General features: G+C 61.1%; 12 protein-coding genes. All 12 read right to left on the reverse strand.

Annotated elements, in window-relative coordinates; all coding sequences use genetic code 11:
- Positions 1 to 47: 47 nt before the first annotated feature.
- Positions 48 to 2,006, reverse strand: coding sequence for a hydantoinase B/oxoprolinase family protein (locus ACK13D_RS13140; protein ID WP_122458193.1), 1,959 nt, complete (start codon positions 2,004 to 2,006; stop codon positions 48 to 50).
- Position 2,007: 1 nt separating this feature from the next.
- On the reverse strand, positions 2,008 to 4,053 hold the full coding sequence (locus ACK13D_RS13145; RefSeq protein WP_418796571.1) for a hydantoinase/oxoprolinase family protein: 2,046 nt from the start codon (positions 4,051 to 4,053) through the stop codon (positions 2,008 to 2,010).
- 18 nt (positions 4,054 to 4,071) lie between these two features.
- A complete protein-coding gene (locus ACK13D_RS13150; RefSeq protein ID WP_033772121.1) occupies positions 4,072 to 4,518 on the reverse strand; it encodes a GNAT family N-acetyltransferase in 447 nt (148 codons plus the stop codon).
- A 271-nt stretch (positions 4,519 to 4,789) separates the two neighbouring features.
- On the reverse strand, positions 4,790 to 5,302 hold the full coding sequence (locus ACK13D_RS13155; protein ID WP_010247853.1) for an Lrp/AsnC family transcriptional regulator: 513 nt from the start codon (positions 5,300 to 5,302) through the stop codon (positions 4,790 to 4,792).
- 290 nt (positions 5,303 to 5,592) lie between these two features.
- A complete protein-coding gene (gabT, locus tag ACK13D_RS13160; RefSeq protein ID WP_418796573.1) occupies positions 5,593 to 6,909 on the reverse strand; it encodes a 4-aminobutyrate--2-oxoglutarate transaminase in 1,317 nt (438 codons plus the stop codon).
- Between the two features lie 113 nt (positions 6,910 to 7,022).
- On the reverse strand, positions 7,023 to 8,156 hold the full coding sequence (locus ACK13D_RS13165) for a M20 aminoacylase family protein (RefSeq protein ID WP_033767683.1): 1,134 nt from the start codon (positions 8,154 to 8,156) through the stop codon (positions 7,023 to 7,025).
- Position 8,157: 1 nt separating this feature from the next.
- A complete protein-coding gene (locus ACK13D_RS13170; RefSeq protein ID WP_418796575.1) occupies positions 8,158 to 9,084 on the reverse strand; it encodes a 2-hydroxyacid dehydrogenase in 927 nt (308 codons plus the stop codon).
- A complete protein-coding gene (locus ACK13D_RS13175; protein WP_022624961.1) occupies positions 9,084 to 9,926 on the reverse strand; it encodes a GNAT family N-acetyltransferase in 843 nt (280 codons plus the stop codon). Before ACK13D_RS13175 ends, ACK13D_RS13170 begins: the two co-directional genes overlap by 1 nt.
- An 11-nt stretch (positions 9,927 to 9,937) precedes the next feature.
- On the reverse strand, positions 9,938 to 11,269 hold the full coding sequence (locus tag ACK13D_RS13180; protein WP_010247869.1) for an NAD(P)/FAD-dependent oxidoreductase: 1,332 nt from the start codon (positions 11,267 to 11,269) through the stop codon (positions 9,938 to 9,940).
- Between the two features lie 135 nt (positions 11,270 to 11,404).
- Entirely contained in the window at positions 11,405 to 13,069 is a 1,665-nt protein-coding gene (locus tag ACK13D_RS13185; RefSeq protein WP_033767692.1) for an ABC transporter ATP-binding protein, read from the reverse strand.
- The gene (locus ACK13D_RS13190) at positions 13,066 to 13,917 is read right to left on the reverse strand and encodes an ABC transporter permease (RefSeq protein WP_010247873.1); all 852 of its coding nucleotides are present in this window, start codon (positions 13,915 to 13,917) and stop codon (positions 13,066 to 13,068) included. Before ACK13D_RS13190 ends, ACK13D_RS13185 begins: the two co-directional genes overlap by 4 nt.
- On the reverse strand, positions 13,914 to 14,870 hold the full coding sequence (locus ACK13D_RS13195; RefSeq protein WP_010247875.1) for an ABC transporter permease: 957 nt from the start codon (positions 14,868 to 14,870) through the stop codon (positions 13,914 to 13,916). Before ACK13D_RS13195 ends, ACK13D_RS13190 begins: the two co-directional genes overlap by 4 nt.
- Positions 14,871 to 14,876 lie beyond the last annotated feature (6 nt).

The following is a 14,876-nucleotide window of genomic DNA, read 5'->3' on the forward strand; positions in this document are numbered from 1 at the left end:
TGTAGTCCATGCAGACTTAAAGCGTAGTAGACGATGGGCAATCGCCGTTAATTGTTCGCCATTGCCGGGTATCGCTGACGCAAATCACTGAATATTTGTGCCATATCCGCCGTTTCGCCTATCTCTGCCACCGCCCGGAATACCTGGGTTTTCAGGAAGTGACGCCAGCTCACCGGCGCGCTTGCCAGAAAGGCGGTCAGTAACTGATAACGCTGTGGCGTCCAGAGCATTTCGAAGCGACTCCGTGCTTCGCCGTGCTCAAAATGGTGCGCAGCCTGCTGCGGCATCGTGGCGCGCAGGTGCTCCGTTGCTGCCCGATCCACGTGGTGATCAACCACTACCACGCCATACTGCGTCCTGGCTGCCGCGACGCTGAGATAACCGCAGCGCACATCCTGCATCACCGCGTCGGCATCGCGCTGTGTTGGCAGGCCATAACCGCCCGCGCCGGGTCCGCGCACTTCGACCACGTCACCCGGCAGGCAGTGGATCACATCAGTGTTACCGTGATTGATGACCTCACCGTCACGCCGGGTACGGAAGTAAGAGAGCGCCCCACTCTGGCCGCCGACTACGCCCGCCGAGGCAAACACCGATCGGTTACGGTTGCGCGCGGTAATGGTGGTATTGGGCGAGAAAATCTCAAACGCCATTTCGGTGGCTAAACCGCCGCGATAGCGACCGGCTCCGGCGCTGTCCTGAGCCAGTCCGTAGCGATGAAAGCGGATCGGTACTTCCGCTTCGTTGATCTCAATCGGGGTATTTTTCAGAAAGGCTGAAAGACCGCCGGAGCCGTCAGGCCCGTCGTGACGCGGCGTGCCACCCGCGCCGCCGCCCACCGGACCCAGCGAGGCGACCACGCTGCGATTCTGCGTCTGGGTACGGATGTTCATGATTGAGTTGCCGCCCGGTGAATTCGCGGGCAAACGCTCCGGCATCGCCAGCGAGAAGACGCCGATAGTGGCAATCTGCGACAGTGCACAGGTCAGCGAGCGCATCCCTACCGCTGCGGGCGCTTCACAGTTCATTACCGTGCCAGGCGGCAGGATTGCCCGGGTGGGTCGCAGCGTACCGGCGTTAAGCAGCAGTGAGCGGTCCAGCGTAGAGAGCACATAGGTAACACCCACCAGCGCCAGCGGATGTCGCTCACGTCCGCCAGTCGGCATATTCAGCGACGAGGCCAGCTGCGGATCGCTGCCAGTGTAGTCCAGCTCCAGCTGATCGCCCTGCACCCGCAGAGTAATGGCGATACGGCAGGGATAACCGCCCTCGCCATCTTCATCGGCGTAGTCGGCATAGAAGTATTCCCCGTCGGGAATGGTTTTGATAATGCTGCGCGCCTGCGCTTCGGCGTAATCGAGAATGCCCTCAATGCCCTGCAAAAAATCGGCGATGCCAAAGCGGGCAATAATGTCGTGGATTTTACGCTCGCCGACGTTCACCGACGCCAGCTGGGCTTTGAAATCGCCCCAGTTCTGATCCGGCACCCGCACATTGAGCCGCATGATGCTGGCGACCTCTTCGTTGAGCTGACCCTGCCGCATGATCTTCAGCGGCGGGATGCGAATCCCCTCCTGCACGATATCGGTCAGCGAGCGCGACAGCGAGGCAGGCACCGCGCCGCCGACGTCGGTGTTATGAATGTGGCCCACCACGAAGCAGACAATTTCACCCTGGTGGAACACCGGTTTCCAGATATGGATATCGGGCGAGTGGGTCGCCACGTTGCCGGCGTAAGCGTCGTTGGTAATGCAGATGTCGCCGTCAGCGTACTCTTCAATCAGTGCCAGCACCGGCGCATAGTCGATGCCGCTGTACCAGGGGGCGCCGAAGCTGCGCGGCGAGGCAAACGCCAGGCCGCTGCGGCTGACAATCTGGCAGGAGAAATCTTCCGTCTCTTTAACAAAGGTGGAGTGCGCTGTGCGCATCAGCGTAAAGGCCATCGCATCGGCAGCGGCGGCGCAGTAGTTCGCCAGGATCTGTAAGTTACGTCCATCAATCGCCATGTTATGCCTCGTTCGCCGTGATCAGCAGATTACCGAATGAATCGACCGTGACGCCCATGCCGGGCGGCACGCAGGTGGTGCAGTCATCCTGGGCGATGATGACCGGGCCACTGAGCTGATGGCCGGCACGCAGCACCGAACGCAGCACTAAATCAACCTGATGCCAGCCGCCGTCGATCCACGCCCTGGTCTGTTTCAGTACCGGCACCTGTTCCGTGGCCGGAGCCAGTGGGTTAATCACCGGTTTCGGCGTCGGTGATGCAATCACCAGCCGCAGGTTGATCAACTGCACCGGCGCCTGCGGGTCACAGTGACCAAACAGCTGCTGGTGCTGGCGATCAAAGGCGTCATGCAGCGCAGTGAAATCCGCCTGCGCCAGCCAGTTCGTCTCCAGCGGTACATCGATCTCAAACGACTGACCGCGATAGCGCATATCCGCGCTGAACTGCAGGCTGTAAGGCATATCGCTGCCGTGCTCCTGGGCCAGCCAGCCACAGGCGCGCTGCTGTAATGCTTCGGCTTCACTGGCCAGGGTGTCGGCCAGGGCGGGTGTCAGATCGCCGTAGAGCGTGCGGATAAAATCGTTGCGGATATCTGCTACCAGCCCGCCCAGCGCGGACAGCACGCCCGGCGTCGGCGGCACAATCACCCCTTTCATATTCAGTTCGCGGGCCAGAAAGCAGCCCATCATCGGACCCGCTCCGCCAAAGGCGAGGAACCAGAATTCACGCGGATCGAGACCAAAGCGCGACAGCAGCCCGCTGGTGTCGCTGTACATGCTGGAGATCGCCAGCTGGATGGCGGTTTCTGCCGTTTCCTGCACGGTGACGCCAAGCGCATCCGCCAGCGGCTGCCAGGCCGCACAGGCGGCGTCCACATCAACAGTGACGGCGTTATAACCCAGCGCGCCATGGCCCATCATGCCGCAGGCGGCGAACGCATCGGTGGCAGTGGGTTGCGTGCCGCCGCGCCGGAAGCAGACCGGGCCAGGCAGCGATCCGGCACTGTCCGGGCCCATCTGCAGCACGCCCTGACCATCGATCCACGCCAGCGAGCCGCCGCCCTGCCCCACCGAAGTGACGGCGACAGAAGGAATAAAGATCGGGAAATCCCCGATGATTTCGCCGTTGCCCTGCGCCACTTTGCCGTCGATGATCACCGCCACGTCGGCGCTGGTGCCACCGATATCCAGGCTGAGGATTTTGTCAAAACCACAGGCGCTGGCGAGATAGCTGGCACCAATCACCCCGGATGCGGTGCCGGAGAGCACCATCTGCACGCATTCGCGTTTCGCCTGATCGACGCCCATCACCCCGCCGTTGGATTTGGTGATGCGCGGCGGCGGCCTGACGCCGAGCCGTTGCAGCGCCTGCTCAAAGGATTCCAGGTAGTGGATCACCATCGGCTGCACGTAGGCATTAATGGTGGCGGTAATGGTGCGTTCATATTCACGGATGATCGGCCAGATGTCAGCGGAACAGGAGGTCAGCAGCTCGGGTGCCACCTCGTCGATAATCGCCTTCACCGCCGCTTCATTGTGCCGGTTGCGATAGCTGTGCAGCAGCGACACCACAATGCCCTGACAACCTGCCGCGCGTGCCTGAGCGATTGCGTCGAGCACGCTTTGACGATCAGGCGCTTGCAGCACGTTGCCGTGCGCGTCACTGCGTTCACGGATGGCAAACACCCGATCGCGGGTGATCAGCGGAGCAGGACGCCGGGAGAAAAGATCGTGAATATGCGGGATTTTAAGCCGGGCCAGCTCCAGGACATCGCAGAAGCCCTCCGTGGCGAACAGTGCCAGCCGCACGCCACGCCGCTGGATCACCGCATTAATGCCTACCGTGGTGCCGTGGGTGAAGTAGCCAATCTCAGCGGGGTCAATACCCTGATGCTGCTGAAACTGCGCCAGCCCGGTAACGATTTCGCTGCCTGGCTGATCCGGTCGCGACAGGACTTTCAGGGTGTGAATCTGGTTCGTTTGCTGATCGAGCACGGCGAAATCGGTAAAGGATCCACCAATATCCACGCCAACGCGGTATCGCATATCGGGGTAACTCCAGTGTCAGGAAGGGGGAAATTCCATCAGCGCCTCGGGATGCTGCACCACACGCCAGCCGAGCCGTTGATAGACCTGATGGGCATCCTGGGTTGAGAGCATCCAGCGATGCACCGTTTGCAGCTCCGGGTGTTCACGGACGCAGGTTGCCAGCCAGCTGCCCAGCCCGTGACCGCGCCAGTTTTCATCAATCATTACGTCACACAGCCAGCCAAACCGGGTGTAGTCGGTGATCAGGCGGGCAAAGCCAATCTGTCTCTGCTGGTGATAGAGGCCAAATGGCAGTGAACCGGCAATCGCCCGCACGGTTTTGGCCAGCGGCTGGCCTTTGGCCCAGTAGGACTTCTCCGCCAGCTGGATGTGGATCCACGCCAGGTCGAGCCGCTGGCGGCTGGTGGAGACAGTGAACGCCTCGCGCTGCCACTGCTGGTCAGCAATCTGTAATGAGTCCATGACAACTCCTTGTATCGGTTGAAAACAGTGTAAAAGGGTTCGCCCAACGGTTGAGGCTGTAGCGCGCTATAGAACCGGCTGTTGCGACTGAATTTTGCGTCATGAAGAAATTTTATGCTGAGGGGGCATCTGGCACATTAACGGGAGAAGTGAAGCGGATGGGCGAACAAAAGTGCGGCTGGGGTGAATCAGGAAAGAGTAAGCAGAAACAAGGCAGGTGACGGCCCTCTCTCCACCGGTAAACATGGCGAGGGCGACGCCTGGCCGCCCGCTACACGCCGAACTCCACCGAATTGTGCTTGCCGATCAGCGATCGCAACGGCACGCTGCTTTTCATGATCGGGGATTTGATCACGATATAGCTGAAGTACTTATCGATGCCGATCTGAGCGTCGAGCATCTTCTCAATCACTTCCTGGTAATGTTCAATGCTGCGGGTAATAAAGCGCAGCAAATAGTCATAGCCGCCGGTAATCAGATGGCACTCCATCAGCTCATCGACGTCGCGCATCGCACTTTCAAATTTCATAAAGTCTTCGCGGCGATGGCCTGACAGGGTGACTTCGGTAAAGACCGTCACCGAATCGGTAATGCGGGTGAGATTAATGTGCGCTTCATAACCGGTGATAAAACCGGCCTGTTCCAGACGTTTGACCCGTTGCAGACAGGGACTGGGCGAAAGGCCTACGGCGTCGGCGAGGTTAACGTTGCTGATACGGCCATCTTTCTGGAGTTGCACCAGGATGTTGATGTCGATGCGGTCGAGTTTCATTAAGCCGTTCATAGCACCCCCCTCATTGTCAGAGTCTGTCCCGCCAGGCGTCATTGTTGCAGGCAGTCTGGAGACGGACAGCGCGGAACAACCGGCGCGTACATGGCGTACGTGAGGATTGTAAGCACTGACCAGGTTCAGACTGACAAATGAAATAGCCTGATGGGATAGACGCTTAATTAAATGTGCAGAACCTCCCGAAGGTATATCACGCTTTACCGTAAACGCGCCAGCGCTTCGCAGTGGTTATACCAGCGGGAGATTTTCAAATTACTTTAACAATATCAATGAGGAATCGCACTTTATCCCAACCGGCCTGTGGCGCGGGCCAGCGCAATATCGAAGATATGCAGCGCCTCTTCAAGCTGTGAGTCGGTGGTGACCAGCGGCGCCAGGAAACGGATGGTGTTGCGATGCAGGCCGCATTTGATCAGCAGCAATCCCTCCTGACAGGCGCTGTCGAGGATCTTCTGGGTTAAGGCCGCATCCGGGCGACCGGTTTCGAAATCGAGGATCTCCACCGCCTGCATAAAGCCCACGCCGCGGACGTCACCGATGCAGGCATATTTATCCGCCAGCTGCCGCAGTCGTGCATTGAGTTGCTCACCAAGCTGGCAGGAGCGCTGCAACAGGTTTTCCTGCTCAAACAGATCCAGTACCGCCAGCGCCGCCGCACAGGCCAGTGCGTTGCCGCCATAAGTACCGCCTAACCCGCCAGGCGTCGGTGCATCCATGATCTCTGCACGCCCCACCACGCCGGAAATCGGCAGACCGCCGCCCAGGCTTTTCGCCAGCGTGACTAAATCGGGTTTAATACCCAGTTGCTGGAAGGCGAACATCGTGCCGGTACGCCCGAAGCCGGACTGGATTTCATCACAAATCAGCAGAATACCGTGCTGGCTGGTGATGCGACGCAGCGCCTGCATAAATGCCGGGCCAGCGGGCAGGAAGCCGCCGTCACCCTGAACCGGCTCAATGATAATCGCCGCGACCCGCTCCGGCAGGATCTGCACCGCAAACAGCTGATCCAGCGATTTCAGGCAGTCCGCTTCAGTAATGCCGTGCAGCGGGTTCGGAAAGGGCAGACGGTAAATATCGCCGGGGAACGGGCCAAAATTCTGTTTGTAAGGCGCGGACATGCCGGTCAGGGTGATACCCAGCAGGGTGCGGCCATGAAACGCACCATCAAAAGCGATAATGCCAGAGCGCTGGGTGTGTGAGCGGGCAATCTTCACCGCATTTTCCACCGCTTCGGCGCCGCTGGTAAAGAAGACGCTTTTGTACGCCTCATCGCCGCCCACCAGTTTGTTCAGCCGCTGCGCCAGCTCGATGTAGCCCGGATAGGCCAACACCTGAAAGCAGGCATGAGACACCAGACCGAGCTGGCGGGTCACCGCATTGACCACCGCCGGGTGATTGTGGCCGACATTCAGCACCCCGATGCCGCCGACAAAGTCGAGATAGCGATTGCCCTCCACGTCCCACACTTCACTGCCTCTGGCGCGTTCGATCACCAGCGGATGGGCGGTAACTACGCCGCGCGGCACGTTCTGCTCGCGTGCATCCAGTAACAGGCTGTTATCGGAGTATGCTTGCTGCTCTGCCATGACATTCTGCATTTTAAACCCTCATCCACGTAACGTTCGGTTGGCTCAAGTATCGCAACCCGCTGGTTTGTCACGCTGCCGTAATTCCCCAGACAGCGGCATTTCCTGTCAAAATCCTGCGGCATTCAGCAGGGAAATTTCTCTGCCAGCGCCTGACGAATCAGCGTGACAAAAACGTTAACGCCATGCGGGATCAGCGCATCGTTGAAGTCGTATGCAGCATGATGCAGCGGCTTGCAGGGTGCCGACCCCAGCCACAGATAGGCACCGGGCCGCGCCTGCAGCATAAAAGCAAAATCTTCTGAGGTAAGTGCGGGCTGGGGCGCGGCCTCAGCCTTAATGCCCGCCTGCGTCAGCGCCTGCAGGCAAAACTGCGCTTCAGCATTACTGTTCAGGGTCGCCGGGTAGTAGCGCAGATAGCTGACCTCTGCGTGCAAACCGTGGGCGGCGGTGATGTGCTCCGCCATCTGACGCAGTCGTGCTTCAATCGTCGCCTGCGCTGCCGGGCTGAAAGTGCGCACCGTGCCGGTGATGTTCGCCTCCGCCGGGATCATGTTGTGCGAAAAGCCGCCCTGCATCCGGGTGACGGTGAGCAGCGCCGTTTCGCACGGATCCAGCGCGCGTGAGACCAGAGTATTCAGCTGCACCACCAGCTCGCTGGTCGCCAGCAGAGTATCGCGCGTCAGATGCGGCTGCGCGGCATGACCGCCTCCGCCCAGTACCCGGATATCAAAACGGTCAGCCGCTGCCATGATCGCGCCAGGGCGGGTCTGTACCTGGCCGAGCGGCAGTTCCGGCCAGTTGTGAATGGCGTAGACCGCCTCGCAGGGAAAGCGGCTGAACAGGCCATCGTCAATCATTGCCTTTGCGCCCGCCAGCCCCTCTTCGGCGGGCTGGAAGATAAAGCAGACGCTGCCATCAAAGCTGACGTCGCGCGCCAGTTTTTCTGCCGCTCCCAGCAGCATCACGGTGTGACCGTCGTGGCCGCAGGCGTGGCTCACCTGCTCCGCGCGGCTTTGCCAGTCGGTGCCGCTCTGATCCTGCATCGGCAGCGCATCCATATCAGCCCGCAGGCCAATCATGCGTTCACTGCTGCCCTTTTTCAGTATCCCGACCACGCCGGTTTTACCGATGCCGCGATGCACCTCAATGCCCAGCTGTTGCAGAAAGTTCGCCACGATGTCGCTGGTGCGCTGCTCCTGAAAGCCCAGTTCCGGGTGCGCATGCAGGTCGCGGCGCAATGCCACCAGATGTTCCATCTTAATATCCTCGCGAACGGTCAATCTCACCGTGCAGCGGCTCGCCACGCTGATAGCGCCGCAGATTTTCCAGCAGTGCCGCAATGGCGCTCTCATTCTGCGTCTGGCTGGCGATGTGGGGTGTGAGCCAGATGGCGGGATGGTGCCAGAAGGGATGACCCGGCGGTAACGGCTCCGGGTCGGTCACATCTATCACGGCGGCACGGAGCTGACCGCTCTCCAGCGCCTGCAGCAGATCGTCCTGATTCAGCTGGGGGCCGCGCCCGGCCTGCACCAGCGCCGCGCCCTGTGGTAGCTGATTAAACAGGGTGCGGTTAAGCAAACCCTGTGTGGTGTCAGTCAGCGGCAGCAGGCAGACCAGAATCTCGCTGTGCGCCAGAAACGCCCCGAGCTGATCGTCACCGTGCCAGCAGCGGACGCCGGGAATCTGGCGCGGTGTGCGGCTCCAGCCAGCGCAGTCAAAGCCCAGCGCCACCAGCTGTTGCAATGCGGCCTGGCCCAGTTCGCCCAGCCCCATGACGCCTACCCGACGCTGCGCGGCAGGTAATGCGGCGTGTGCCAGCCACTGCTGCTGGCGTTGCTGATGAAAATAGCGCGGCATGTCGCGATGCAGGCCGAGTACCGCGAAGGTGACATACTCCACCATGCCCTGGGTCAGGCCTGGCTCGATCATCCTGATCACCGGCAGGTCGGGCGGCAGCGCGCCAAGGTCAAACTGATCGGCCCCGGCACCCACGGAGAACAGCAGTTTCAGCCGGGGGAAAAGCACGGTGATGTCAGCCGGTGGCTGCCAGGCGACCAGCGCCTCAACCTGCTCTGGATCGCCGGTCTCAGGCCAGATATGCAGCTGAATGTCAGGCGCATGCGCTGCCAGCCAGCGCTGCCAGATGCGGCCACGTTCCGGCTCCGATTTATAGACGATATGCATCAGGCCATCGCCTGCGTCATCAGTCCAAACGCCTGCATACCCTGCGGTGTCCAGGGCGTGCCGCGCACCATAGTCGCAGGCGCATCGACCTGAGGGATGCCCAGGCTCTGTAGCCAGGCGGCCATCGGCAGCGCGGCATCGGTGTCGATGCGCAGGAATTCCCCCTGCAGCGGCTGCATCAGCGAGGCGACCAGCGCCTGCGCTACCGCGAAGTCTCCCGCGATGATCGGGCCTATCGCCCAGCCGTGACCAAAGCGGCGCAGGCTGGCGAAGCCCTGAATTTGCTGTTGGTCATCCTGCAACAGCACCGTCTGGCAGTCGCGCAGCAGGTGGTCGAACAGTGCCGGACGATGCATGCCGTGCGCCTGCTGATCCAGCGTCACCAGTGTGGCGTGATCGGCCAGTGTTGCCGGACGCAGCTGCAGTCCCGCCGGGATCACGACGTCTGGAAGGGTGGTCACTGCGCGGGTCTGGTGCTGGCGAATTTCACCGCAACTGACAAACCCGAGTTTTTCATACAAACCTTTGCCCATTTCGGTGGCGTGCAGACGCACATTACAGTCGGGTAATTTTTCCAGTTGCGCCAGCATCAGCTGTTTGCCAAGGCCACGCCCCTGCTGCTGGTTATCGACGATCACCAGCCCCAGCGTGGCGGCGCGCTCGCCCCAGCGCCAGAGCACCGCGCTCGCAATCAGCTTGCCCTGCTCTTCAATCACCGTGCCCTCGCCCAGCTGCAGCGCCAGCGCCCAGTCTTCACGTCGGTGGGGCCATTTCAGTGCCTGCGTTAAGGTGAAACAGGGGTCGATATCGTCCGGCGTCATTGCGCGTATTTTCAGGCTCATTGCAGGTCTCCTTACATCATGCCTGGCGTTTCAAGTCCGCTGCCGTCAACCAGACGGCTGTAGCGATAAGGGGTGGGATCAACGACTGGCGTGGCTTCGGTCGCCAGATCGGCTGCCAGTCGTCCGGCACCCGGTCCGATACCGAAGCCGTGGGCGCTGTAGCCCGCCGAGAGCACCAGCCCCGGCAATTTCGCCACGGTGGAGATCACCGGAATCGCGTCCGGGGTGCTGTCAATCATGCCGCCCCAGGACTGCGCCAGCCGCAGGTTCGCCAGCGCCGGATATTCACGCCGCATCGCCGCCAGCCCCTCTTCCACGATCGTCGCATCGGCTGCCGGATCGAGTATGCGCATGCGCTCAAACGGCGACTCGCGGTCAAATGCCCAGCCACCCATCGCTTCCGGGCCATTGAAGAACGGCGACAGGCCAAGATTCAGGGTGAGATTCTTGCGGCGACTTTTAAAGGTCGGATAGAACTGGCGGGCATAGCGCAGCCCCTGCGCGCCAGGTTCCAGACGCCCGCGACCCGAGACGGAGACGGTGTAACTGCCGTCCATCTGTGGCCGACAGGCAAAGCCAGGTGTGTAGAGTGGCATGGCAATCGCCTGCTCAATGGGCTGCGTGCGGAAGGCGGTACCAATCACGTTGCCCAGCGGCAGATCGATACCGTGACGACGGCAGAACATGGAGGTCCAGGCCCCGGCGGCACAGATCACCCGGCTGGTTTTGATCAGGCCGCGCTCGGTCCAGACGCCGCTGACCCGTCCGGCGGCGATATCCAGCCCGCGCACCGCGCACTGCTGAAACAGCAGCGCCCCTTTTTTCAGCGCGCCCGCCACCAGCCCGGGCGCGGCCAGCCGTGGTTCGGCGTGACCGTCGGTAGGCGCTGAGAGACCGCCCCGCCAGCTTGTGGTGCTGCCGGGCGTCATCGCTTTGGCCTGCTCCGCTGTGAGAATCGAACTGCGCACGCCATAGCCTTTTGCCATCTGGATCCACTTATCCCAGGCCGCGATGTCCGACTCTTCCTGCGTGGCATAGACCAGGCCGCTGCGGCGGAAACCCAGCTCTTCGCCGGTTTCATCGTTAAGCTCACCCCAGCGTTGCAGCGCATAAATAATCAGCGGCAATTCACGTTCATCACGGTTCTGCTGGCGACACCAGCCCCAGTTACGGCTCGACTGCTCCGCTCCTACCAGGCCTTTTTCGATTAGCACGACCTTCAGTCCCTGCTTCGCCAGCTCCCAGGTGGCGGCAGCTCCGGCGATACCGGCGCCAATCACCACTACATCGGCGGAATCGGGAAAATTCGCACTGTCCTGTACATAACGAATCGGTGCAGGCATAACAAGACTACCTCTGTTGTCAGTATCTGGTCTGGCACAGGGCGATATCACCGCTGTGCCTTGACCCGTGCCGCCTACGCATTACATCAGTGCTGCGCAGGCGGATTAATCAGGGTGCCCGTTGCTTCAGGCAACTCACTCTGCTTTTAAAATCTCTTCATGCTCATCCAGCCAGCCCTGACGCAGCTCCGGCACCGCGCGTTTCAGCCGCTCGAAATACAACTCGCTGGTCGGCTTGTCGTAGTCGCTGCGCGCCAGCTGGGTGACGATGCGACCGCTCTTCATCACCACGATTTCATCACACACCGCGCGTACCGCATGCATGTCGTGGCTGATGAAGATCACCGAGAGTCCCAGTTCGCGGCGCAGTTCGCTTATTAAGTCGAGGACGGCGGCGGCAACCACTGTATCCAGCGCCGAGGTCACTTCATCGCACAGAATCAGATCCGGCTCAGCCGCCAGTGCGCGCGCCAGATTGACGCGCTGCTTCTGCCCGCCGGAGAGCGCCCAGGGACGCCGCCACAGCACGCTGCGCGGAAGCTGCACCAGATCCAGCAGCTGATAAAGCCGCTGCTGTCGGGCCGCACCGTTCAGACCGTGAAACAGCGTCAGTGGACGCGACAGGATGCGTTCAACGCTGTGGGCCGGGTTCAGCGCGGTGTCTGCCATCTGGAACACATACTGAATGCGGCGCAGCTCATTGTCAGGCCGTTTTTGCATATCGCCCGAGATGTAGTGGCCGTTAAACAGAATATGGCCGTGGCTTGGAGCGTTGAGTCCGGCTATGGCATGCGCCAGGGTGGTTTTGCCTGAGCCTGACTCACCAATGATGCCAATCGCCTGCCCTTTCCACAGCCTGAGATTGATATCCTCCAGAATGCGTATTTTCGGGTAGCCATCGCTGCCGCGCGGACCATAACCTGCGCTGAGGTCGCGCACCTCAAGCAGCGGCTGAATATCGGCGGCAACCGGGCACCAGTTGCTGGGCCGCTCTTTCTGCCGCGCCGCCTCCATCAGTAAACGGGTGTACTCCGCCTGCGGCGCGCCGATCAGATGCGCGGTGCTGCCATACTCCGCCATTTTGCCGCGCAGTAGCACCAGTATCCGGTCTGCCATCTGCGCCACCACGGCTAAATCGTGACTGACGTAAATCGCCGTGACGCCGCGCTGCACCACCACGCGGCGAAACGCCTTCAGCACTTCCACCTGCGTGGTCACATCCAGCGCGGTAGTAGGTTCATCAAGGATGACCACGTCAGGATCGCCAATCAGCGCCATCGCCGTCATCAGACGCTGTAACTGACCGCCCGACACCTGGTGCGGGAAGCGGTCGCCAATGGTCTCGGGGTTGGGCAGCGCCAGTTCGCGGAACAGCTCAATCGCTTTGGCTTTTGCCGCTTTGCGGGTCAGGGTGCCGTGGATAACCACCGGCTCAATCACCTGGTCGAGGATCTTCATGCCCGGATTAAACGACGCTGCCGCGCTCTGGGCGATATAGGCGACTTTGTTGCCACGAAAGGCGCGCAGCTGCCCCGGCGTCAGGCTGTTAACGTCGGTGCCGGCAACGTGAATGTTGCCGTCGGCGATGCGGCAGCCGCTGCGGGCGTAACCCATCAGCGCCATCGCGATAGTGGTTTTACCTGAGCCGGATTCGCCAATCAGCGCCAGCACTTCGCCCTTCTGCACGGTAAAGTGAATGTCGGAAACCAGGTCGATCTCTTCGCCGCGATCGGTCTGCGCAGTGACGCGCAGTTTATCCACCGAAATCACCGGCATGGCGGTATGTGGTGTCACGTTCATGCTCCCTCCTTCGCCAGGGTCATCGGACGCATCGCCTGCAGGCTGTCAATAAACAGGTTGGCGCCAATGGTCAGGCTGGCAATCGCCAGCGCGGGCATCAGCACCGCAGGCGAGCCGTCAAACAGCCCCTGCATATTTTCACGCACCAGCGTGCCCCAGTCGGCGTAGGGCGGCTGAACACCCAGACCGAGGAAGCTCAGGCCGCTCAGCAGCAGCACGATGTAGACAAAGCGCAGACCAAAGTCAGTCAGCATCGGGTGCACCATGTTGGGCAGGATATCGTGAATGGCGATATACCAGCGGCTTTCGCCCCGCAGCCGTGACGCCCGGACGTAATCCATGCTGCGCAGCGAGCTGGCCATGGCAAACGCGATACGAAATGCGCCCGGCCAGTAGGTGAAGACCGCCGTGAGGATCAGCATCGGCAGTGAGGAGCCAAATACCGCGACTATCATCAGCGACAGCACTTTGCCCGGCAGTACCAGCAGCGCGTCGTTGACGCGGCCCAGTACCTCCTCCAGCCAGCGCCCCGCCACCGCTGCCAGCAGCGCCAGCAGCGTGCCGATCAGGCTGGCCAGCAGCGCCGCACTCAGCGCCAGACCGATAGAGAACTTTGCGCCATAGAGAATCCGGCTCAGCATGTCGCGCCCAAGGTAGTCGGTGCCCAGCAGGTTATCAGACGTCAGGCCGCCCATCAGCGGGCCGCCGCCGATGTCATCAATGCTGTGCGGGGCCAGCGGGGTGCCGAATACCGCCATCAGCAGCCAGAACAGCGACATTATCAGACCCAGCCGTCCCGACCAGGAGAGCGACTGTAAGAAACGCCAGGGCAACGAGAGAATATTCATGCGCTTCTCCATTTCGGGTTAAAGGCGATAGTCAGAATGTCTGCCGCCAGCAGCAGGACCAGGTAGCAGGCGGCGAACAGCATCACGCAGAGCTGCACCACCGGCAGGTCGCGGTTACTGACCGCATCCACCAGCTGGCTGGCGAGACCGGGATAGCTGAAGATAGTTTCGATGATGATCACCCCGCCAAACAGATAGGAGAGGCTGAGTGAAATGGCATTGGCGATGGGGCCGACCGCGTTAGGCAGTGCGTGACGCAGCACCGCTCTCAGCGGTGAAACCCCTTTCAGCAGCGCCATCTCCAGATAAGGACTGTCGAGCTGGTTGATAATGGCTGCCCGCGTCATACGCGCCATCTGCGCCACCAGCACGCAGCAGAGGGTCAGCACCGGCAGCGCATAGGCTTTGAGGTAACTCAGCAGATCGCTATCCGGGCTGCCAAACGACATCGCCGAGACCCAGTGCAGCTTGACGGCAAAAATCAGCACCGCCACCGTCGCCACCAGAAACTCCGGCACGGCAACCGTCGCCATGGTGCCGATGACCAGCGCCCGATCGAGCCGGGAACCGCGATTCATCGCCGCAATAATGCCGATAATCAGCGCCAGCGGCACGCAGATCAGCGTGGTGATACCCGCCAGTTCAAAGGTGGCGGGAATGCGCTGCGCCACCAGCTGCGAGACCGGCAAATGGCTGGCAAACGAGGTGCCAAAGTCGCCCTGCACCATGCCTGTCAGCCAGTGGAAGTAGCGCATCAGCAAAGGCTGATCGAGACCCAGCTGCTGCCGTAACGCCGCCACCGTTTCCGGCGTGGCGTTCTGGCCGAGGATCATCTGCGCTGCGTCGCCCGGCAGCAGGCTGGTGATGAAAAACACCACCGCCGAGACGATAAGCAAAGTCAGGATGCCGGCACCAATTCGCCGGGCAATCAGGAACAGCATGTATCGGTTCATCGGCGT

Source organism: Pantoea sp. K16 (assembly GCF_048452805.1).
Lineage (GTDB): Bacteria > Pseudomonadota > Gammaproteobacteria > Enterobacterales > Enterobacteriaceae > Pantoea > Pantoea agglomerans.